Source organism: Occallatibacter savannae, from assembly GCF_003131205.1.
In the GTDB taxonomy this organism is placed as follows: Bacteria; Acidobacteriota; Terriglobia; order Terriglobales; family Acidobacteriaceae; genus Telmatobacter; species Telmatobacter savannae.
The window spans coordinates 617,764-640,476 of sequence record NZ_QFFY01000003.1; the positions used below are offsets into that span (position 1 = coordinate 617,764).

Sequence of the window (22,713 nt, forward strand, 5' to 3'; positions counted from 1 at the left end):
CAGCCACCGTGCGCCGGAGCCACCGATGGGCTCAAGCGCTGCTGCTCGCGTTTGTTTATGCGACGCCGCTTTTCTTCGTGCTAAGAATGGACCAGGTCACGGACACGGATATCTGGTGGCACCTTCGCATCGGCGAGTGGATCTGCGAGCACAGGGCCATTCCGCATACGGAGCTTTTTTCGACATCGGCAGCGGGGCAGCCGTGGGCGGCGTATAGCTGGTTGTTCGAGGTGCTGACGTTCGGACTGTTTCACAAGTTCGGGCTGGTTGGGATCGTTTTTTATACCTCGGGGACAGTCGTTGCGATCGCTGCGGCGGTTCATCATCTGCTGAGACGGTTGAGCAGCGACTTCACATTTGGCGTTCTGCTGACCTTTTTCGCCATGTGCACCATGGCCCGCGATTACACGCCACGGCCGTGGCTGCTCACCATCTTGTTTTTCACGCTGGAACTTAACATCCTGCTCCAGGCGCGCAAGACCGGCAGCGTTCGTGAATTTCTTTGGCTTCCGCCGATCTTCGTTCTCTGGACAAACATTCACATCCAGTTTGTCGACGGACTGATTCTGCTGGCCATGGCATCGATGGAGCCGATGCTCGCGAAGAGATGGCCGGCGATTCAGACGAAGCTGTCCGTTAAGAAGATGGCGGGAGTCTCCGTCGCATGCCTAATTGCGACTCTGGTGAATCCCTACGGTGCGGGCATCTACAAGGTTGCGTACGACCTGGTGGCGCAGGCAGCATCGCTCGATCAGATTATTGAGCTGGCAGCGATTCCGTTCCGCCACCTGGATGACTGGTGCCTGTTGTTCATCGCACTCGCGGCCGTTTTCGTGCTTGCCCGGGTAAAGCGGCCGGGATTCTTCGAAACCGCGTTGCTGGCGTTCTCGATCCTGGTTTCGTTCCGCATGCAACGGGATGTATGGGTGCTGACGATTGTAGGTTGCGCAATTGTGATTTCATATTTCTCGCGCAAGGATAGCGACCAGTTTCAAGTGCAGGTCGGCGACGTTCCCGTGGTCGCCTTTGCGACTGGTGTGTTCGCAGCGCTGGCGTTCATGATCATGGGCGTGAGCAACGGACGCCTGCAGGCCAAGTTGGAGAACAACCTGCCGATGCAGGCGGTGAATACGATTCGCAAGCAGAACTGGGATGGGCCGATCTTCAATACCTACAACTGGGGCGGGTTCCTCATCTGGACGATGCATCGGCCGGTGAGCATGTATGGCCGGAACACGGACTATGGAGTCGAGAAGGTACTGCGGACGATGGAGACGTGGGACGGCGAGAGCGGGTGGGACGCGGATCCGGACCTGGTTCGAGCAAACCTGGTGATCGCTCCCGCGCAACAACCGCTGGTGCAGCTGCTTCGGCTTCAGCCGTGCATGGAGCAGACGTACTCGGATGATATTGCGGTACTGTTTGTCGGGCGGGACAAAGCGAGCGAGGGCCTTCAACACGCGGATAATACCTTCTGCAGGAATCGCTTGGAGCTTCGCGCAAGGCGTTAACTCGCACGGTGTTCGGCGAGGAAGCAGCTAGTCGGCTGCACCCATCGAAAGAATCTCGAAGAGCGCGGAAGATTTGCGATTGGAGAAGTCCATCTGATCGGGACGCAGGGGCTTGCTGAAGAGGAAGCCCTGTACGTCGTCGCAGCCGTGGGCACGAAGAATGCGGAGTTGCGATTCGTTTTCTACGCCTTCCGCGGTGACTTTGAGGCGGAGGCACTTGGCCATCTGAATGATGGCGGCGGTGATGGCCTCGTCGTTGGGGTTGTGCTGAATGTCGCTGACGAAACTGCGGTCGATCTTGAGCTTGCTGACGGGGAGCTGCTTGAGGTAGCTGAGGCTGGAGAAGCCCGTGCCGAAGTCATCGATGGCGAGTTTGACGCCAAGGTTCTTGAGACGGTTGAGGACCTCGAAGCGCATGTCCTCGGTGGCGAGAAGCAGGCTCTCGGTGATTTCGAGTTCGAGAAATTCCGGGTCAAGGCCGGACTGGTCGAGGACGTCCTTCACGAGATCGCAGAAACCTGCCTGTCGGAACTGAACGGCGGAGACATTGACGGCCACCGGGATGGGGTTGCCGCGGTCGTGCCATGAGCGTGCGTGCAGACATGCGGTCCGCAGGACCCATTCGCCAATAGGAACGATCATGCCGTTGGTCTCGGCAACGTGGATGAACTTGTCCGGCGAGATGAGGCCGAGGTCGGGATGCTTCCAGCGAATGAGGGCCTCCCAGCAGGAGACCTTGCCGGTGCTGAGGTCGAATTCGGGCTGGAAGACGAGGAAGAATTCGTTGCGGTCGAGGGCCGGCCGCATGCTGTTGCCGAGTTGCAGACGTTCGATCGCCTGGGTGGTCATCTCTTCGGAGAAGAAGCTGAAGGTGTTTCTTCCCCGGTTCTTTGAGGCATACATTGCCGCATCGGCGTTCTTGATCAGGGTCTCGACGTTCTCTCCGTGGTCGGGATAGATGCTGATGCCGATGCTGGAGGTGACGGTGAGGGAGTGGCCATGCAGGTTGAAGGCAGGTGCAAGATCGCGCGCTATCCGTTCTGCGACGACGGCCACGTCGGAATACGTGTCGATGGGGCCGAGCGCGATGAGGAATTCGTCTCCGCCGAGTCGGGCTATGGTGTCTTCCTCGCGCGCGCAGAGGCGGAGGCGATTGGCGATCTGCTGCAGAAGTTCGTCGCCGATGGAGTGGCCGAGGCAATCGTTGATGATCTTGAACCCGTCGATGTCGAGGTAGAGGAGCCCCATTCTTTCGCGATGGCGCTTGGCGCTGGCGAGGCTCTGCGTGAGCCGGTCTTTGGCGAGGGTGCGATTGGGGAGCCCGGTGAGGGAGTCGAAGTAGGCGAGAGTCTGGATCTGTTCCTCCGCGCGCTTTCGTTCGGTGATATCGATGAGGGAACCCTCGAAGACCTGTGCGCCGTCTTCTCCCAGGCCGGTGGGCCGGATGCTGCACAGAGCCCAACGCTCGGTACCGTCGGCGGAGTCGAATTTCTCTTCGGTTCCAACGGTGAAGGACTTTTCGGAGGAGTTGGCGTGAAGCTTGCGGATGATCTCCTCTGCTCGCTCACGATTGTCGAGGAGTTGTCGACGGCTGTCGAAGCCGAGGATGCGGGCGCAGGCATCATTGCAGTCGAGGATCTCGCCTGTCTTGGACGCAACGTAGAGGCCAGTGAGATTGCGTTCGAAGATGGTGCGGTACTTCTCTTCGAGAGCCATCTCGTTTTTCAGTTTGCGGGTGATGACCTCCGTCTGCTGGCGGATGCGGCGGCGCAGGACGAAGACCCAGGCGATTCCGGCGATCGACGCGAGGATGAGCGCGGAAACCACGTAGGCTGCGCGCTGGCTGGTGAACCAGGAGGGACGGGCAAGCACGCGAACGTCTGCCGGAGTGCGGAGGACGAGTTGGAAGTCGAGTGGGTTTCCGTTGTCGTCTGCGCGGATTGAGCAGATGCCGGTCAAGGTGATGCGGCTTCCGGGCTCGAGGTCGATGGGCGCCTGCGGCTGTCGGGCGAATTTTGCCTCGAAGGTGACATGGTCGGGGGACTCGACGACAAGCACGCGGCGTGCGGCGGGATCGCGATAGTACCGGAAGGTTCCGTCGATGCGGACAAGCTGCGCGTCGAGGCCGCCCTTCATGGCCGTTTTTCCAGTGACGGCCGAGATGGTCGGTTCGGAATGTTTATGCGCGGGACGGATGCGAGCCGACTTGAGCACAGGGCTGAAGCTGCCCGCCGCCGGGAAGCCGATGACCTCCACCTGATCGCCTTCGACCATGGGCGTTCCGTCCTGGCTCTCGGCGAAGAGGCCTCCGGTAGAGTCGGTGAGGTAAATTCCGTGTCCCGGGAAGATGGCGGTGACGGTACCGACCACTTTGATCCGGTGCTCGTCGGTGAGATCGGCGGAGAACTTGTGGATGTCCCCGATCGCGGTGGCAGGCGCAGCGAACTGATCCTGTGGAGCGGGCTCGAGCACCTCGAGATTCTTGAGCGACGGCATCATCAGATGGAAAGAGACGAACTGCTTGCGCGCGTTGAACGAAGCTCCGCATACGCCATCGAAACGAACTTTGGCGTCGACCAGTTCCATGGGAAACGGGCCGTGGTAATCGGGCACTCGTACCTTGAACGAGCCGGTGGGGGTCGCGACGTCGATGACGAGGACGCTGCCCTCCGCCTGCTGGACGAATGAACGTACCACTCCTTCGAGTTGGACCCACTGGCTGTCCCAGGCGCCGGAAGCTGCGTCGTCGTAGGTGAGGCGGGCGGGTCGGGGTAGCGCCGCTTTTTGAACGACAGCCCAGTGCGGTTTGGCGATGTAGGGGCTGAAACCCGCGCCAACAGTTCCGTGGATGTCGAGGAGGTCGCCGGGGGCTGGAGGCGTCTCTTTGATCCCGCGGAGGTCGACCCAGATGCCCCCGGTGTCGTCCTGGACGAAGAGGTTCGGGGCAACGGTGTCGTAGTAGGTGGCTACGCCGTGAATGTGCACCGGCACTTCGCCGACCAGAGGCTGTTTGAGATGGCGGACAGCGCGAACGTTGGTCAGTTCAGCGACGGCAGTGAGATGTTGGGCGACCGCGCCGAGCGAGAGGCCAAGGAGAGCGACCGGCGCGAGCAGTCTTGGGACACAGGTGCAGGGTCTGCCCAAATGCCTCGGATGTACTGCCCGGCTATGCATCGCAACTCCCGGAAACCGATCGCCCCACTTGAGTTATCGGCGTGCGGGGGCGGATGAACAGCTTAATTTGAAGGTGAAGTCAGGCTAGCACGACCCAGCACCCCGGTAACTTCCTCTTTTTGGGCAGTTTAGTTACGTTCGGGTTACGGGAAAACCCTTCTCGCCCGCTGACTCGAACCTGTGATCCGTTTGACCCGTTCGTGATCTGCCCGGGACAGGGGCAGAAGACCCTGTTCGTTTTCAGCTCTTCATCTGTGTTGGAGTTTCGGATCGTGGTAACGGCTGGTGTGCATCTGGGGGCGAGCAAGCAACCATAAAACCTCGCTCATACTCCAAGGTATCCGCGAGCTGGGTCCACCCGCCGCGGCACTTAAAAAACTCATTGATAAATCGGTTTTGGTAATTTGCTCGGTGTCTCCGGACCAGGTTGAGTTTGGACCACCGAGGGTATTCGGCTTCATTTACCGCTTGGAAGCAGCCATACCTGTTCCGGCCGGATAGTCAGGACCGGGATAGACCAAAACAACGTACGGTTCAACTTTTCTGGAGGCAGACATGCAATTGCTCAAGAGCAAAGCGCTCTTGCTGGCATTTCTGCTGTTCGCATTTGTCCGGCTTTATGCGCAGCAGAATTCAGACATCACCGGTATCGTCACCGACCCTTCGGGCAACGTCATTCCCAACGCCCAGGTGACCATCACCGAACAAAGCACCGGCTTCACCCGAACAGTCACGACCGACAACGCCGGGCTTTTCAACTTCCCAAACCTCAACATCGGAACCTATTCCCTGCAGGCGACGGCCTCGGGATTCCAGAACTATAGCGCCAAGAACATCGTGCTGAACGTCTCCCGCACACTGCGGAACGACGTGCAGATGAAGGTGGGAACTGCGGCAGAGACAGTGACGGTGCAGGCCGACGCGCTGACGGTTCAGACCGACTCCAACGTCGTGAGCAGCCTGATCAGTTCCGAACAGATCACGCACATCGCAACGGAGAACCGGAATTTCGCAGCGCTGGCGGCCCTAGGTATGGGCGTGAGCTCGGCGCTGCCGGACAACAACACGCCGACTTCGGTGGCGGCGAACTTCACCATCAGCATCAACGGCCTGAGGCAGAGCCACAACATCTGGCTGATCGACGGCACGGAAGCGGACGACCGCGGCGGCGCGGGCGGCATGGATATCATGCCGTCGCAGGACGCGATCGCCGAGTTCCAGACGCTGACCAGCAATTACCCGCCGGACTACGGTATCTCTTCGGGAGCGACGATCACTCTCGCGTTCAAGAGCGGCACGCAGCACTATCACGGTGAGCTTTTCGAGTTCAACCGCAACACCGTGTTCGACGCGAACAACTGGTTCAACAAAAATGTGAAGGCCGGGGACAAGGTGACGCCTCGGCAGAAGCTGAACTACAACATCTTCGGCGGCAACATTGGCGGTCCGATTCTTCCGTGGCAGAAACCGAGGAGGACGTTCTTCTTCTGGAATGAAGAGTGGCGCAAGCTGATCCAGGGGAGCACGCCAACGCTGGTCAATACGCTTCCTGCGGCGGACTTTCCGACAGCGGGACAGAACCTGCACTACGTTGCGCCGGCGTTTGCGAGCAGTACAACGCTTCGGGTGCCGAAGGTTACCGATCCTGCGTTCAACGCGAAACTTGCGTCGCTCGGCCTGGTCCCGGGCGGTTCGTTCCCTGGGAATGTGATTCCGGCGGCTCTGTTCGATCCGAATTCGGTGCTTTATTTCGGCACGGGGGTGATTCCGCATCCGGGCAACTCGAATGACCAGGTCGTGTCGCAGGCGGAGACGCCGATCAATGTTCGCGACGACATTGTTCGCATCGATCACCAGATATCGCCCAAGTGGCAGATCATGGGGCACTACGAGCACAACTCGGTGATGCAGGGTAATGCAGCTCCCATGCTGGGCTGGCTCTGGGCGAGCTACAACACGGTCACCAGTACGCTGGCAAACCCCGCGAACTCGGCCGCGATCAAGATCAGCGGAACCATCAACCCGAATCTGCTGGTGGAAGCCAGCATGAACTACGACGGCAACACGATCGACATCACGAACAGCAAGAATTCGCTGCTGCCGAGCGGATGGGCAGTCAACGGCTTCTTCAAGAACGGGTCAGGATCGCTGCCCGGCATCACGGGGTTCGGCAATCCCTACAACACCGCAGAAGATATGGGTTCGGCGCCGTGGCACAACGCAGCGCAGGACTACGATCCGAAGGTCGACATTTCGTGGACACGCGGGGTGCACGCGTTCAAGTTCGGCTTCGGCTACAACCGCTATACGAAGAACCAGCAGTTGTTTGGAGATCCGGAAGGCAACTTCAGCTTTGGCAATCTCTCGGGCGACGGCATGATGGACTTCCTGATGGGCCTTGCGAGCAGCTATTCGCAGTTCCAGCAGTTGCCGACCCGCCACTACGTCAACCAGACTTATTCGTTCTATGCGAACGACAACTGGCACGTGAGCAAGAATCTCAGCTTGCAACTGGGGTTCCGCTACGATGCCCTGCCGCACGCATGGGAACGCAGCAACGACGTAGCCAACTTCAACCCAAGCGCGTACTCTGCAGCGGCCGCGCCAGTGTGGGACTGCACTACCGGTACCGTGGTTACGCCCTGCGCGGGAGCTGCTTCCAACGGCATCCTCGATCCGAACGGGCCGGGGTTCGCACAGGTGAACAACACGCCGTTCTACTTGAACGGCATTCAGCTTGCCAACCAGGGTGGGACTCCTCGCGGCCTGGTGAAGAACGACTTCATGACGTGGCAGCCGCGCGTTGGGTTCTCGTGGGATATTCACGGGAACGGGACCACGGTGCTGCGCGGTGGCGCTGGCACGTTCTATGAGCGCATGCAGGGTAACGACATCTACAACGCCGCTACCAACCCGCCGTTTGCCTATAACCCGAAGGCATCGAACGTGTATGTCTCCGATCCGCATACAAGCTGGGTGACGGGCGCGGCTGCCAGCACCCCGTTCTTCCCCACTTCGATCACGAACCTCGATCCGTACTACCCGGCGCCGGCCGTTGCACAGTACAGCCTGGGACTGCAGAAGCAGCTTGCTCCTTCTGTGATCTGGGTGGTGCAGTACGTCGGCAATACGGCGTGGCACCAGAACATCGAGCGGCCGATCAACAACTATCCTTTGACGACACCTTTAAACATCCGTGCAAACGCGGGTGATCCCAACAACAACAGCGGCACGAATCCCGGCGGAACGAACCTTTCCAACCCGGACTTCTACCGCACGTTCCAGGGGTACTCGTCGATCACTCAGGAAGAGAACACCACGAACGGCAACTACAACGGCTTCCAGACTGGTCTTCGCGCTCAGGGCAAACACGGACTGACGGGCGAGATCGATTACACCTGGTCACACGAGATCGACATCACGACCTACGATCTGAACACCGTGAGCAATCCGTTCGACCTGAAGTACGACAGGGGTTCGGGCGCGCTCGATCGGCGGCATATCCTCAGTGCCAACTACGTGTACCTGCTGCCGATCTTCGCGCACAGCAAGGGCTTCGTCGGCTCGGTGCTCGGCGGATGGCAGATTGCAGGCGTGGCAACGGCTGAGTCGGGGACCATCATTGCTAACCAAGGTCCCGGACTGGCAATCAACTACGACCCGATCGGGCTGGGTGGCGGCTACACCAACCGTCCGAATGTCAACGGACACCCCAAATACCTGAAGAAGTCGACGCAGTGGTTCGATACGTCGGCCTTCTCCGCTCCGATACCTGTGTGGGCGGGCGGCCCGAACAACGGCTTTGGCAACGCGCGCAAGGACATTGTGCTCGGGCCGGGACGCTTCAACTTCGACACCTCGCTTTACAAGACGTTCAAAATTCACGAGAGCACGAATTTTGAATTCCGCGCGGAGTCGTTCAACACGTTCAACCACACGGAGTTCAACAACGTTGGCTCGAGCTTCGGCAACAGCACCTTTGGACAGCCCACAACGACGTGGGATCCGCGCGTGCTGCAGTTTGGAGCAAAACTGAACTTCTAAATCTTTGAGGAAGTCTTGGGGCGCGGCGGAGTTTTCCGTTGCGCCCTTGTTTTTGGGGCGCAACGTTTTCTGATGGAGGGGGAGATGGTGCCGGCGCATGAGTTTGCACATTCGAGGCAAGGACAGGACTCAGCGATGGATCGTGCTCCTGTGTCTGGGCCTGTCACTCGGCGGATGCCGGCGTCAACCTCGCACGACAATGACGCTATCCGTGGCAGCGAGCCTGCAGGATTCGATTACAGAGGTGGAGGCCGCGTACAAGCGTGATCATGCTGTGGAGTTCCGAAATAACTTCGGGGCTTCAGGGACGCTGGCGCGGGAGATCGAGGAGGGCGCGCCGGTTGATGCATTGATCTCTGCCGGAGCGAAGCCGATGGACCAGCTTGAGCGGGAGGGATTGCTGGTGCAGGGTTCGCGAGCGGATCTGCTGCGCAATGCTCTGGTATTGATTGCTCCGGGCGGATTGGGCGGTTCTGACCTGAAGGGGTTTCATTGGCTCGCCGGCAAGTCGGTGCGTACGGTTGCGCTGGGCGATCCGGAAAGCGTGCCGGCGGGGCAGTATGCAAAGCAGACGCTTGTATCTCTTCACCTGTATGACGCACTCCAGTCGAAGATTGTGCTTGGCAAGGATGTGCGCCAGGTGCTCACGTACGTTGAAACCGGCGATGCCGATGCGGGGCTGGTGTACGCAACAGATGCGGAGATTTCGAAGAAGGTGCGGATTGTGGCTATCGCGCCTGACGGCTCGCACGATCCGATCGTGTATCCAGTGGCCCAGATCAGGAAGTCGAACGAAGATGCTGCAGTGCGGGAGTTCATCGCGTTTCTGCGATCTCCGGCGGCAAAGGCGATCTTCGAACGGCACGGATTTAGAATGGCGTAACCGTGCCGCTGGCGTTCGACCCATCTCCGCTGCTTATCTCGACTGCGACTACGTGCACGGCAACGGTGGCTACCTTTTTTCTGGGATTGTTTGCGGCGCGCGCGATGACGGAGGTGCGCGGGCCGGTGCGGGCTTGGATCGACGGCGTATTAACGCTGCCTCTGGTTCTGCCGCCGACCGTGGTCGGATTTTTTCTGCTGCTGGTTTTCGGCCGCCGAAGCTTCACCGGACAGATGCTCGAGAAGGTTGGAATGACGATTGTCTTCTCGTGGCCGGCGACGGTGATCGCGGCGACTGTGGTTGCGTTTCCGTTGATGTATCGGACGTCGCTGGGAGCGCTCGAACAGGTGAATCCGACACTGCTGCAGGCTGCACGCACGCTGGGAGCTTCAGAGTCGTTGGTCTTCCGCCGTGTTCAGTTGCCGCTTGCAGCACCGGGGGTACTCGCGGGGACGGTGCTGGCGTTCGCGCGGGCCATGGGCGAGTTCGGCGCAACACTGATGCTGGCGGGCAATATACCCGGCCGCACGCAGACGATGCCGATCGCGATTTTTTCTGCCGCGGAGAGCGGGGATATGCGCGGCGCACTGCTCTGGGTTGGTCTCATTGTTGTGCTTTCACTGGCGATTATTCGGCTGCTGCATTACGAGCGAAAACGAAAGCCGGCGGACCCGACGAACGCTGTTGCGGCAGAAGCAGCTAAAGGCATCGTGATTCCACCAGCGCGACCGGCCGGCGAGGGAGGCAATGCAGGTGGCCTTCAGGTGGAGGTGGAGCGGCGTCTCGAGAACTTCAGCCTGAACGTTTCGCTGCGAGCGGCACAGAGGGCGGTGGGGCTTCTAGGCCCGTCTGGCGCGGGAAAGTCGATGACACTGCGCATGATTGCGGGGTTGACGGCGCCCGATCGCGGCCGCATTGTGCTGAACGATCGTGTTCTGTTTGATAGAGACAGGAAAGAGAACGTGCCGGCTGCGCGCAGGCGCATCGGAGTCGTGTTTCAGGATTACGCGCTGTTCCCTCACCTGACGGTGGCGGAAAATGTCGGGTTCGGCGTTCGCGGGCTGCCGGAAGACGAACGTAGAAGACGCGTCGACCGGCAGCTTGCATCGCTGCAGATCAGCGAACTGGCGAATCGCTATCCACGCGAAATCTCCGGAGGACAGAGGCAGCGAGTGGCGATTGCGCGCTGCATGGCGACAGAGCCTGACGCGCTACTGCTGGATGAACCCTTTGCCGCGCTCGATCCGCACCTGCGGAGACAGACGGAGGAGCAGCTGCGGCTCGCTCTCGCTGAATTTCGAGGTCCGGTGGTGTTTGTTACGCACGATATGGAGGAGGCATTTCGGTTTTGCTCGGAGCTGCTGGTTCTGGATGGGGGCAGTGTCATTGCGAGCGGGCCGAAACATCGGCTCTTTGAGGATCCCGGGACGGTAGCGGCGGCACGGCTCACTGGTTGCAAGAACATCGTGGCGGCGGTTGCGATCGGGGCGAACAAGATTTCTGTTCCGGGGTGGAACTGCGAACTGGCTACCGCACGAACGGTGGATGCCTCGGTGAGCCACGTTGGATTGCGCTCGCACCAGATCCGGTTTGTCGATGGTGGACCGGGAGAGAACATCTTTCCGTGCTGGCTTGTGAGCACAAGCGAAGCGCCGCACGAGATGACGCTGTATCTTCGAATACACTCGTCTGCCGGGCCGGGCGATACCGCGCACCTGCAGGCCGACGTGCCGAAAGAACTATGGCGGGAGCTTAGTTCGAAGCCGCAACCGTGGAAGATCCAGCTGACGCCCGAACGATTGTTGATGCTTCGCTAGCATTGCGACCGGAGCACCAGACAGATACGAGAGACATCCCGGGTCATCTGGGGCCGGTCAGCGCCGCAGCGGCTGAACCGAGTTTGCGGGCAGAGCCCACGCGAAGAGGAGTCCGCCGCTGCTGGTGACGATGTATTGACGGCCGTCTAGCTCATAACTGATGGGCGAGCTCTGAATCGGCGAGCCGGTTCCCGCATGCCATAGGGTCTTTCCGTTGCTTGTGTTGAGGATGAGCATGTTGCCGTGCGCGTCGCCGGTGACTGTGAGGCCTGAGTCGGTGGTCATTACGCCTGCGCCGGACCCGCCGTCGCCGAGTTCATGGCTCCAGCGAATTTTGCCGGTCTGGTAATCGATGGCTTCGAGGACGCCCTTGCCCCACAAGCCGTAGTCCGCGCCGGCCCAGCCGTAAGCGCCGTCGGATGGCTTCGCGAAGTAGATGCTCCAGCTGGGGTGCGCGCTCACGATGAAGAGGCCGGCTTTGGGATCGAAGCTGGGCGCGCGGTAGTTGGTCAGGCCACCTTCATCGGGAGCGATGAGGCGGCCATCGGGCGCGGGTTCCTTCTGCGGGTTCGGAATCGGATGGCCTTCCTTGTCGATGCCGGTGGTCCAGTTCACAGGGCCATAAGGAAGCGTAAGCAGGCTCTTGCCGTCGGTGCGATCGAGGACGAAGAAGTAGCCGTTGCGCGAGGTCTGCATGAGCATCTTGCGCGGCTTGCCGTGGAAGGTACCGTCGACGAGAACCGGCGTTTCAACAGCGTCCCAATCGTGCGTGTCGTGCGGAGAGACGGAGAAGCCCCACGCGAGCTTGCCTGTGTCGGGATTGAGGGCGACGATGCTGCAGGTGTAAAGGTTGACGCCGGGGCGCGTCTGGCCGTTCAGCACTGGGGTGGGGTTGCCGGTACCCCAGTAAAGAAGGTTCAGCTCAGGATCGTAGGTTCCGGTCATCCACGTCATGCCGCCGGTTGTCGCGTTCGGAGTTCCCGCGGGAGGCGTCGCATTCCACTGCCACTGAATAGCGCCGGATTCGGGATCGAAAGAGCGCAGGTAGCCGGTGAGGTTGTCGAAGTCGCCGGAGACGCCGGTGATGACGTGTCCCTTCACTACGAGGGGCGCCATCGTGGTCCAGTAGCCCTTGTCGACATCGGCGATCAGCTTGTCCCAGCGCACGCTCCCGTCTTTGGCATTGAGCGAGATCAGGTGGCAGTCGGGCGTAGTGAAGTAGAGCCAGCCTTTGTACATCGCCACGCCGCGATGCCCGATGTGATCGCCCTTGGGCGAAGGACGATGATAGTGCCAGATCATGTGGCCGGAGCGCGCGTCGACAGCCCAGATGTTCTCCGGCACGGTGAAGTAGAGAACGCCATCCACGAGAAGAGGCGAAGACTTGATCTGAGCCTGCTGATTGGTCTGGAAGACCCAGGCAAGCGAGAGAGCGTGCACGTTCTGCGGATTGATTTGCGTAAAGCTGACGTGCCGCCGGCCGGAGTAGTCGCCGTGATACATGGGCCACGAGTCGGCCTTTGGATGCAGGAGTTGTGCGTCCTCCAGATCCTGAGCGCTCGTCCTGGCAACCGGAGCAAAACAGACGAGAAGCAACGCTAGCAGCAAACGGAATAGATGGTTCACGGACTTCATCAATCAAAACCTCTAGAGCAACAGCGCATCAGCGCAGAGTCTGCAGATAAGCCATCAGGTTGTGGACATCGTCGTCTGTGTATTTGGGGAAGAGGTCGACGTGGGCTTCGACGGGCGCATCCACCTTGTATCGCACGCGATCGGCAGGCCATGAACGATAGACTCCGTTCGCGTCTTTCAGCGCAATGGTGAACTCGTCGCGATAGGCCAGGACACCCGAGACGTTTTCGCCAGACTGCAGCGTGACAGTGACTTTGCTTTTCGCGTTCCGCGGATAGAGCATGCGCTGTTCGAGGTCGAGTCCCTCGTGACGCGATGCAATGCCGGCCAGATCGCCCGTGGGCGAATGGCACTTTGCGCAGCCGCCTGCGCCTTCGAAGTAGCGCTTCCCTTCCGCAGCATTTCCGGTTTGGAGGTCGGCAACCGAGACGCCGCGACGGCCGCCAGGGTGAGCAACGGCCTCAGCCTCGCGCTCGCGAATGAAGGCGATGATGCTGCGCGTCTCTTGATCGGAGAAGTTGAAGGCGGGCATCTTGTTGTCGGGGCGACCCTCGTGGATGACCTTGCTGATTTCATCGCCGGTGCGATCTTTGCGGACGAGTTTCGATTGGGTCAGATCCGGACCGGTCTCTCCGCCCATGGCATCGCGGCCATGGCAGAAAGCGCAGTTCTGCTGAAAGAGCTGCGCGCCGGCCTTGGAGAGCGCTCCGCCTGTACCGGCGACTCCAGCAGCGGATGGCGCCGACTCACCTGTGGAGAGAAAGTGCAGAAGCGAGGTTAGCTCGGCGTCCTTGACGCTGGGGAACGCCGGCATGCGCCCCTTCCCTGCGTGGATCAAGTCTGTGATTTTGTCGTTCGACATGCGATGCGCTATGCCGAGCAGCGGGGGAAAGCCGGGCAGATTGCCCTCGCGCTGATCGCCGTGGCAGATAGCGCAGTGCTTTGCGTACACCTCCGCGCCGGGCTCTTTCACTACAGGTGCGTCAGTGTGCGATTGCGCTGCAGCGGGTCCGGCTGACCCGGCGCTCGTCGCAAAAACCGATCCGATCGATATGCCCGCAATCACCGCGGTAAACGAAAGAGCGGCTCGAACCGCTTTCAATTTGTCCAATGCTGAAACCCCTTGGAGTTTGAACTGTTCTGGTTGCTTTCAGGACGGCGGCTGTCTGCGGCGCGTACTTAAGTCGCGTACTTGATCAATTGCATGAATCCGTAATCCATGTGCAGCTGCTGATGGCAGTGCCAGAGCGTGTCGCCAGGATTGTCGGCAATGAAGTCCACTTCGACAGTGTCGAGCGGCATGACGTTGATGACGTCTTTCCTGAGCCCGCTGAGATGCTTGTCGCCGATCTTCGTGACTTCGAACGTATGGCGATGAAGGTGAATCGGATGCTGATCGCCGCTGCCGTTGCGGAAAATGAGCCGGTAGCGCTTGCCTGCGTGGACGGTAAGCGGTTCGACATCTGGCCACGACTTGTTGTTGATGGTCCAGGTGTCGAACTGCGAGCCCTTTTGGGGACCGATGTCGCGAAACGTGAGTACAAATTTCTCGTCCGGCTCGGGCGCGGTAGCCGTGTTCGCAAATTGGGTGTAATCCCATTCTGCGGGCGCGGGGTCTTTCCACACCGGCGAGCCGGATTGGCCGGCGTACTCGATCACAACGCCCAGGCCCATCTTGCGGGATTTCTCGATAGTGGAGCCGAGTATCCACACTCCGGGGGTGTTCATCTCCACGATGGCGTCGACACGCTCGGCGACTGCGAGCGAGAGCACCTCAACGCTTGCGGGCTTCGGAACGGGGTTCCCGTCCATGGCGATGATGGTGAAGCGATGACCCGGAAGTGCAAGAACCACATTCTCAGTGGCGCTAGCGTTGAGCAGACGCATAAGCACGCGATGCCCCTTCTTCACTCGAATGGGCTCGCCGGCGCCGAGCATGCGGTCGTTGATGGTCGCGTATTTGTAGCCGACGTCGGAGCCGCTGGTCAAAGGCACGTTGGCGGACTCGGCGCGCATGTTCTCAACCATGGGCACAAACGACGGCTCCCAGTGATGGATCGCGAGATTCACTTCAAGATCGTGCTGGGGCATCGACTGGCTGCCCTCGATGAGCAAAAATCCGAACTGACCGGTGTAGGTGCCCATGGCCAGATTGCCGTATGCGCCGGCATGCGTGTGATACCAGCGCGTGCCTGCGGGCTTCGGCCTGAAGGAGTAGCGATGCGTCTGCCCGGCGGCGATCATCGGCGAGCCTTCTTCCATGGCGCCGTCATTGAGCGAATCGATGGCGAGGCCGTGCCAGTGAGTGATGTCCGCCGCGTTCGCCGCATTTGTCACGTCGATGGTGACGGGCACGCCTTCTCGCAGCCTGAGAAGCGGCCCCGGCACCTGGCCGTTATAGGCGAGCGTTTTGACGGAGATGTTGGGAGCAATCTCCAGATTGCAGGGCTCGATGCGAAGCGTGTGATCGGCTTTGCCGGCCGGGGTTGCCTGGGCTTTCAGCATGCGAGGGAGCGCGTTGCTTGCAGCGAGCATTCCGGCTGAAGCGAGAAAATCTCTGCGGCTGATTTGAAGAAGGGAAGATTTCAAGGTGTTTTCCGGTTCGGGTTCTGCCGTGCCGCTTCAACCCGGCACAGAGCGGCACGACCACCATTCTCTTAGGACGAAGGCGCAGATGTAAACGTCTCCGTCCCGAGAATTGGATGCAGCTTTGAGTTCGACCGCAGTCCAAGGACTGAGATCACTGGGCTGCGGCTGGCCGAGGATGGCTGTCCGTGCTGCCGTACGTCATGAAGAGAGCCCACTTGATGGCTTCGAAGTACATCTTGCGGACGTCGGGATCATTCCACGACTCCTCGGTGTGTCCCAGTGTCGAGTAGAAGACGCGTCCCTTGCCGTACATCTTGCTCCACGCTACGGCGAAGTCGTGATCGGTGCGATGTACTCGATCGTTGTTCGCGTAGTTGAGCTTGTTGGGGTCGAGACTCAGCAACACATTCACTTTGTCGCGCGACCACTCCTTGGGCTGATAGATCTCGTCGTACTTGACGAATGACTTGGGGAAGTGGCGCACGGCCGGGAAATCCGCGGCTTCGTTGATGATGGGCGCATTGAAGGTCATCCACGGATGCTGATCGAACCACCCGCCGATCATTTCTCCGTACTCAGGCCATTTGTAGTTCGTGTCCAGAGCAGCGTGAATTCCGACGAATCCCTTGCCATCATCATGGACAAAAGAGAGGAAGTCTTTCTTCTGGGCATCATCCAGGTCAAGTTCACCCGTGGTGCTGGCGAAGACAACTACATCAAAGTAGCCGAGGTTTCTCGCATTCCGGCCGAGATCCTTCTTGGTCAGAAGCTCGGTGTCGGTACGGATCACAGTGTCCCACAGGCCGGTTTCCTTGCCCATGTTGTAGACGGCGGCCATGGCGTCGGGAATCGAGTCGTGCTCAAAGCCCTTGGTCTGCCCGATGACGAGGACGTGCTTCATGTGCACCTGTTTGGCGCGTGGAGCAGGGGGCATATCCGGCGAGGTCTGTGCACAGGCTCGCGGCAACTGGGTGGATGCGAGAGCGGCAAGCAGCCCGCAGGAAAAGATGAAAGAACGACGTGCGATGCGCAAGGGATCTCCTTTTTTGAGCAGCAACTCAGAGCGATGGCTCAGCCGCCCTTTTTGAACGCACCAATTCTAATGCCTGCGTGCGAGGCGGGTGTGAGGAGGTCGTCACCCGTCGGCGCGGTATGCCGCAAGCGGTCGTCGTAGTCTGCATGTATGCCCTTGTTGGTTGGTACGGCAGGCTGGACAGTCCCGCGACAACATTTACCGCTGTTTTCGCAGGCGATTGAAGGGTCGAAGATCTCGCATCTGGAGCGCTACGCAGCGCGGCTACGCTGCGTTGAAATCAACTCCAGCTTTCACGGGCCGCATCGACGAGCAACCTGGGAACGTTGGGCAGCGATCACTCCGCCGCATTTCCGCTTTGCCGTGAAAGCGCCGAAGACGGTGACCCACACAGCCGGCCTGGTGAATACAGGCGGCGCGCTTCATGACTTCTTCGACTCAGTGGCCGGTCTGGGAGAGAAGCTGGGCCCGGTGCTGGTGCAGCTTCCTCCCAAGCTTGAGTTCGACGAGGGTGTAGCACGCGAGTTCTTCAGCACAATGCGGGAGCTGCATCAGGGTAGTGTGGCGCTGGAGCCTCGCCATGCGAGTTGGTTTGCGGCTTCTGCTGATCGTCTGCTGCGGGATTTTGAGGTCGCTCGCGTAGCCGCTGACCCGCCGAAGGGCTCTGAAAAAGCTGAGAACCCGGGAGGCTGGGCGGGGCTGCGATATTGGCGGCTTCATGGTGCGCTGCGCACTTACTACTCGGAGTATGAAGAGCCGTGGCTGCGGGGATTTGTAGAGCGACTGCGATCGGACGATTGCTTGTCGAACGAGACAGAGACGTGGGTCATCTTCGACAACACGGCACTGGGCCACGCAACTGGGAACGCTTTGTGGCTGGAGAGGGAACTCAATGCGGAACAGAGAGGGCGATAAAGGGCTGACGTTGTGGCGGAACGCGCGTTATAGACTTCACGTGTGTATTGGGAGAAGAGAGCATGAGCACTACTGGAACAGCCATCCGAGAAACGTTGGATATTGATTGGGTCCGGTCGCAGTTTCCTTCGCTTGAGGCGCGGGTGAACGGCAACGCTGCGACCTTTCTGGATGGGCCCGCGGGGACACAGGTGCCTGCTTCGGTGATCGCGGCCATTCAGGGCTACCTGACGCAGTGCAACGCCAATCACGGCGGCGCGTTCGACACCAGCCGCCGCAGCGACGCGATGATCGCCGGTGCGAGAGCGGCCATGGCGGACTTCGTGAACTGCAGCAGCGATGAAGTTGTCTTCGGCCAGAACATGACGACCCTCACGTTTGGGTTCTCCCGCGCTATCGGGAGAGAGCTCGGACCGGGCGACGAGATCCTGCTGACAGTTCTGGACCACGACGCAAACTTCTCTCCGTGGAAGGCGCTGGAAGAGAAGGGCGTCACCATTCGCGTTGCCGATATTCGTGAGGAAGACTGCACGCTGGATCTCGACGATCTCAAGAGCAAATTGAACCGCCGCACCCGGCTCGTGGCCGTCGGGTATGCGTCGAATTCTGTCGGAAGCATTAACCCGGTTCGAGAGATCACGCAGCTCGCGCACCAGGCAGGGGCCCTGACGTACATCGACGCGGTGCACTATGCGCCGCACGGCCTGATCGACGTGAAAGAACTTGACTGCGATTTTCTGGTCTGCTCCCCTTACAAGTTTTTCGGGCCGCATATGGGAACGCTCTACGGCAAGCGCGAGCACCTCGAGCGTCTACGGCCGTACAAAGTTCGGCCTTCGAGCGATCAGATTCCGGAGCGCTGGGAGACCGGAACCCTGGCGCACGAGCTGATTGCCGGCGTGGGTGCAGCAGTCGACTACATCGCGGGACTGGGTCGCCGAACCGATTCACTCGCCGGAAAACGCCGTGAGGCCATTGCCGCGGCGTACAACGCGACGGTGGCTTACGAGCGCATCCTGCTGGAGAAGATGATGGAGGGCTTGCAGACGGTGCCGGGCCTGCGCATCTTTGGGATCACCGACCCGCATCGATTCGCGGAACGCTGCTCGACGCTTTCGCTGCGCATCGGCGATCATCACCCGAAGACAATCGCCGAGTTTCTGGCCGAACGCGGCATGTTCACCTGGGACGGCAATTACTACGCGCTGAATCTGTCAGACCGGCTCGGCGTAGAAGGCAAAGGCGGAATGCTGCGCATCGGCCTGGTGCACTACAACACGCTGGAGGAAGTAGATCGGTTGGTCAGTGCACTGCATGATTTTGCGCGGGGCAAGGGGCCGGCCGCCGGCGCGTGACGTGACCCGCGCAACATGCGTCGGAATAGGTGGAGGGGTGGCGGACGAGGGGGGAATCGAACCCACAGAAGAACTGGGCGGAATTAGCCCTGAGAGTGGAACTGTACGATACCCAGAGCACTCCCGAGAGTGCTCTGGGTATCCTAACCAGACTAGAACTGATACTTCGCTGCGAGTTGCAGTTGGCGCATTGCGCCGGTTCCGCTGATTCTGCCGAATGTCGGCGACGTAAAGGTCATGTTGGGGTTGTTCCAATTCGGATGATTCAGCGCGTTGAACGCTTCAAAGCGAATCGAGAGCTGGTGCTTCTCGTTGTATGGCATCTGCAGGACTTTGTGCAGCGATGCGTCGAGATTCGTGACAGCCGGGCCGGTGAAGCTGCCTCGATGCGCACTGCCGAAAAAGCCGACCGGCGCAAGCTGGTATGCCGCCGGGTTCACCCAATCGTTGAGCGTGCGTGCGCTTCCCTCCAGGTAAGGACTCTTGCCCGTTGCGTTGGGCCGGTCGTAGTTGCCGCCAGCGCCCTGAATGCTGGAGCGGTCAATCCCATCTTGAGGCGTCGCGATCGCTCCTGTCTGATGAGTAAAGATGCCTCCCAACTGCCAACCGCCCACAAGTGCGTTGACACCACGGTTGCTAACGCGAAGCAATTTGCCGGGACCAATCGGCAGCTCGTAGAGCGTTGAAATGACGATTCGATTCCTGACGTCAAACGCGGACAGGCCGTAGTCGCACCGCAGACAGCGATTGTCTTGCGGAAACAACGGATCGTTTCCCTGCACTCGAACTCCGCTCGTCTCATCCAGAGATTTTGCCCATGTGTAGGAGCCGATCACGTTGAAGCCATTGCTGAAGCGGCGAGTCGCTTTCGCGCTGAGAGCGTTGTAGTTGCCGATGCCTTCATCGTGAACGTACTGAATACCGCCCATGTTTGCGAACGGAGTCCGGAACTTCACGGAAGTGCCGGTTCCGTTGGGAACATATCCTGCCGGAGTGGCAATGTTGATATTTCTGAAGCCATACAGATGCTTGCTCTGTGCTCCCTGATAACCAAGCTCCACTGACCAGTTCTGCCCAAACTGCCGCTGCAGGTTCAACAGATACTGCTCCGCATAGGTCGTCTTGTGGGTCTTTGCCATCACAAAGGCCACCGTGGTTGGCGGGAGATTGGCGATTGCTCCGCCTCCAGCTCCGGGCGTTGCATTGCCCCACGACAGGGTGGAGGTGCCGTAGGGCGCAACCCCATTCGCGTTTGTATACGTAACGCGTCCCGCGATATTGCGCGCCATGTCGAAATAAGAGTTGCCGATGTCCTGGCTGTAGAAGATTCCGTATCCGACGCGAACAACCGTCGTTGCATTCGGCGAGAACGAGATGCCCAGCCGGGGTGCGAAGTTGTTGTACTGCGTATCCATTAAAGGACCATTGGGCAGCTTTCCATTGCTGCAAACCGGTGGCGGACCGTTGCCCACCGTACTCGCCGTCCAGCGAATAGCGAGGCCGTCGTAGACGTGATCCGGCGAGCAGTTACCTTGACGCACGTAATAGGGCCACTGATTCTGCTGATACGTCGTGCTGATCGCATAATGCGCGGGCAGAACCGGAATGCCAACGGTGAAGTTGTTGCCCAAGGTGTCATTCCAGGGTGGCGTAAGCTCGTATCTGAGGCCGGCATCGATCGTCAGCTTCGGCAGGATCTTGTAGGCGTCGTCTACGAATGCGGTCTGTACGTTTCGCACGTAGTTCGCATTGGCAACAGCTACCGCAACAGTAGATTGATACAGATTTCCGAGAAGGAAGTCGGCCAGAGCATCGCCCCCTGAGAGCGGACTGCTTCCTGCGCCGGAGTTGAAAGCAGTGGCAATTGGCTGAGAACTGAATTGCCCTCGCGAAAACTGGTTACCGAGTTGGTTGAACGTCTGTCTGTTGAACTCGTACCCCAGCCTGAGCGAGTGTTTAGCCTTCACCAATGAAACGTTGTCGACAATCTGCCATGACGGGTCGGTCACGACGTAGGGACCATCTCCGCCGCGATCTCCGAACCCGCTCCATATCTGCTTGAGCGGGTTCCCTGCCGCATTGCCGAACGATACGTCCGGAATGCCCCAGGTCGAGGCTGTGCCGCCGCTTAGACCCGGAATCTTCACCTCATCCACAACGTCATGCGTAAACGCCGACAGCAGACCCAGGGAATTATAGAAGTGCGTGTAGCCGAAGCGCGCTTCATTCACAATGTGCGGCGTCGCTGTCCACGTGTTCGAGCCCATGTACTGGTAGTAGTTGGTGATGATTTTGCTGCCCGCCCCAAGCAGGCCGGTTGAGACAATCTTTTCGTCGCCTGAGCTGTATCGAAACGAGTACTGCAGTTTCTGCGATTGCGCGAAGTCTCCACGCACCGTCAAGCTCTGCCGGTCCTGAGGAGAGGACGTACTGTAGGAGTAGTTGTTGTTGACCGAGCAGCTGGCGCCGGAGCATGTGTACGCTGGAGCCGCTGGTGCGGTTCCGAGATACTTCAGGAGGGCCGTTGAGACCGGGCTCATCCTCGCAGCGGGAATCTTGTTGCCGGGGAATGGCTGCTTGCCTAATCCATTTGCATCGCCCGTAGCCGGGTCGTAGATGGTCACCGGGTGCACTCCGGTCGCATCCTGGTACGTGTAGCCGGAGAAGTCGCCGGCAGCCAGTGCAGCGGTGGGCACCACTGCCTGCCCCTGCCCTATCGATCGAATCTGTCTCCATTCGTCATCGACCATGAAGAACAACTTGTTCCGTGCGTCGAGGATTTTCGGAATTCGGATGGGACCATCGAGCTCGAACCCGTAGTCATTCCATTTGAATGGGAAGACTTTGGGAGGTGCGAGATTGTAGGGGAAAAAGTATGGATCCGCGTCCACATAGTTGTTCCGTATGAATTCGTAAAGAGACCCGTGATACGCGTTTGTGCCAGCTTTGCTCACAACGTTTACCTGCGAAGCCTCGTGGCCGAACTCAGCTGAGTAGACGCCGGTCTGCACCTTGAACTCTTCAATACCGTCGACGGAGGGCAGCCCGACGTAGGTGTTGAAGTCAGGATCGGTATTATTCACGCCATCGAGCGTGAAGTAGTCGAACATGATGCGATTGCCGCCGACCGAGATGGACTGACTGGCGCGTTCGCCGCCGAGCCGAGCTCCCGCCTGGCCCGCGTTCGGAGAGAGGGTGTTGGCATTTGATGCGAGCACCACCAGGCCCAGATAATTTCTGCCATTCAGCGGCAGCTCATTGACGGCCGCATTCTCCATCACTGTTCCGAGTGTTGCGTTCTCCGCCTGCAGCAGTGCCCCGCTGGCCTGGACCTCAACCGACTCGGTGACCGCGCCCACTTCGAAGGGGAAATCAAGTCTGATCGATTGCTGCACCTGGACCTGGACTGCATTGCTGGTGATTGTTTTGAACCCGGTCCGGCTGGCGCGAAGTTTGTAGGTTCCCACCGGAACTTCAGTGAATGTGTAGTCTCCAGAGGCTGTGGTGACGGTCGACCGCTCCGCTCGGGTCTCAAGATTGGTCATCGATATAGCCGCCCCCGCCACAGCGGCTCCAGTCGAGTCGCTGACATGGCCGGAGATCGTTCCTGCAGTTTGAGCCTTCAGCAGAGGTGCGCATGCAAGCGCTACGGCCAGGGTGAAGAGACCAAGGCATTTCGCAATTCGGCTGGCACGTACTTCCAAGTGTTTCTTAGAGGTCCAGAAAGACACGGCGGATTGAGTAAGTCGAATGATGC

12 protein-coding genes are annotated in these 22,713 nt (G+C 59.6%); 6 read left to right on the top strand and 6 right to left on the bottom strand.

What is annotated here, in order from left to right; genetic code table 11:
• The first annotated feature begins 8 nt into the window (after positions 1–8).
• Entirely contained in the window at positions 9–1,511 is a 1,503-nt protein-coding gene (locus tag DHV10_RS14365) for a hypothetical protein (protein WP_162601539.1), read from the top strand.
• 27 nt (positions 1,512–1,538) lie between these two features.
• On the opposite strand, the gene DHV10_RS14370 is transcribed toward DHV10_RS14365, so the two are convergent.
• Positions 1,539–4,655: a putative bifunctional diguanylate cyclase/phosphodiesterase gene (locus tag DHV10_RS14370; protein ID WP_109487044.1), complete on the bottom strand. Its 3,117-nt coding sequence runs from the start codon at positions 4,653–4,655 to the stop codon at positions 1,539–1,541.
• Between the two features lie 585 nt (positions 4,656–5,240).
• Here DHV10_RS14370 and DHV10_RS14375 point away from each other — a divergent pair.
• The 3 genes from DHV10_RS14375 (at position 5,241) to modB (ending at position 11,429) form a co-directional block, all read left to right on the top strand.
• Positions 5,241–8,729, top strand: a complete 3,489-nt coding sequence (locus DHV10_RS14375; protein ID WP_109487045.1) for a carboxypeptidase-like regulatory domain-containing protein — start codon at positions 5,241–5,243, stop codon at positions 8,727–8,729.
• A gap of 211 nt (positions 8,730–8,940) precedes the next feature.
• Entirely contained in the window at positions 8,941–9,612 is a 672-nt protein-coding gene (gene modA, locus DHV10_RS14380) for a molybdate ABC transporter substrate-binding protein (protein ID WP_204101418.1), read from the top strand.
• A gap of 2 nt (positions 9,613–9,614) precedes the next feature.
• The gene (gene modB / locus DHV10_RS14385) at positions 9,615–11,429 is read left to right on the top strand and encodes a molybdate ABC transporter permease subunit (RefSeq protein WP_204101419.1); all 1,815 of its coding nucleotides are present in this window, start codon (positions 9,615–9,617) and stop codon (positions 11,427–11,429) included.
• Between the two features lie 57 nt (positions 11,430–11,486).
• Here modB and DHV10_RS14390 read toward each other — a convergent pair whose 3' ends face one another.
• The 4 genes from DHV10_RS14390 to DHV10_RS14405 form a co-directional block, all read right to left on the bottom strand.
• Positions 11,487–13,064 (bottom strand): acido-empty-quinoprotein group A, encoded by a 1,578-nt coding sequence (locus DHV10_RS14390; RefSeq protein WP_109487047.1) that lies wholly within the window; start codon positions 13,062–13,064, stop codon positions 11,487–11,489.
• A 28-nt stretch (positions 13,065–13,092) separates the two neighbouring features.
• Positions 13,093–14,175, bottom strand: coding sequence for a c-type cytochrome (locus DHV10_RS14395; protein ID WP_239461673.1), 1,083 nt, complete (start codon positions 14,173–14,175; stop codon positions 13,093–13,095).
• Between the two features lie 68 nt (positions 14,176–14,243).
• A complete protein-coding gene (locus DHV10_RS14400; protein WP_239461675.1) occupies positions 14,244–15,653 on the bottom strand; it encodes a multicopper oxidase family protein in 1,410 nt (469 codons plus the stop codon).
• Positions 15,654–15,804: 151 nt separating this feature from the next.
• Positions 15,805–16,686: a ThuA domain-containing protein gene (locus DHV10_RS14405; RefSeq protein WP_239461678.1), complete on the bottom strand. Its 882-nt coding sequence runs from the start codon at positions 16,684–16,686 to the stop codon at positions 15,805–15,807.
• A gap of 150 nt (positions 16,687–16,836) precedes the next feature.
• On the opposite strand from DHV10_RS14405, the gene DHV10_RS14410 reads away from it, so the two are divergent.
• The gene (locus DHV10_RS14410) at positions 16,837–17,601 is read left to right on the top strand and encodes a DUF72 domain-containing protein (RefSeq protein ID WP_109487048.1); all 765 of its coding nucleotides are present in this window, start codon (positions 16,837–16,839) and stop codon (positions 17,599–17,601) included.
• A gap of 62 nt (positions 17,602–17,663) precedes the next feature.
• Positions 17,664–18,956, top strand: coding sequence for a cysteine desulfurase-like protein (locus tag DHV10_RS14415; protein WP_109487049.1), 1,293 nt, complete (start codon positions 17,664–17,666; stop codon positions 18,954–18,956).
• A 152-nt stretch (positions 18,957–19,108) separates the two neighbouring features.
• Here DHV10_RS14415 and DHV10_RS14420 read toward each other — a convergent pair whose 3' ends face one another.
• Positions 19,109–22,660 (bottom strand): carboxypeptidase-like regulatory domain-containing protein, encoded by a 3,552-nt coding sequence (locus DHV10_RS14420; protein ID WP_162601540.1) that lies wholly within the window; start codon positions 22,658–22,660, stop codon positions 19,109–19,111.
• Between the last annotated feature and the right edge of the window lie 53 nt (positions 22,661–22,713).

Excerpts from the sequence above, each read along its gene's own strand:
- DHV10_RS14375 (WP_109487045.1), top strand. The coding sequence starts at position 5,241 with ATGCAATTGCTCAAGAGCAAAGCGCTCTTGCTGGCATTTCTGCTGTTC.
- DHV10_RS14390 (WP_109487047.1), bottom strand. The coding sequence starts at position 13,064 with ATGAAGTCCGTGAACCATCTATTCCGTTTGCTGCTAGCGTTGCTTCTC.
- DHV10_RS14410 (WP_109487048.1), top strand. The coding sequence starts at position 16,837 with ATGCCCTTGTTGGTTGGTACGGCAGGCTGGACAGTCCCGCGACAACAT.
- DHV10_RS14415 (WP_109487049.1), top strand. The coding sequence starts at position 17,664 with ATGAGCACTACTGGAACAGCCATCCGAGAAACGTTGGATATTGATTGG.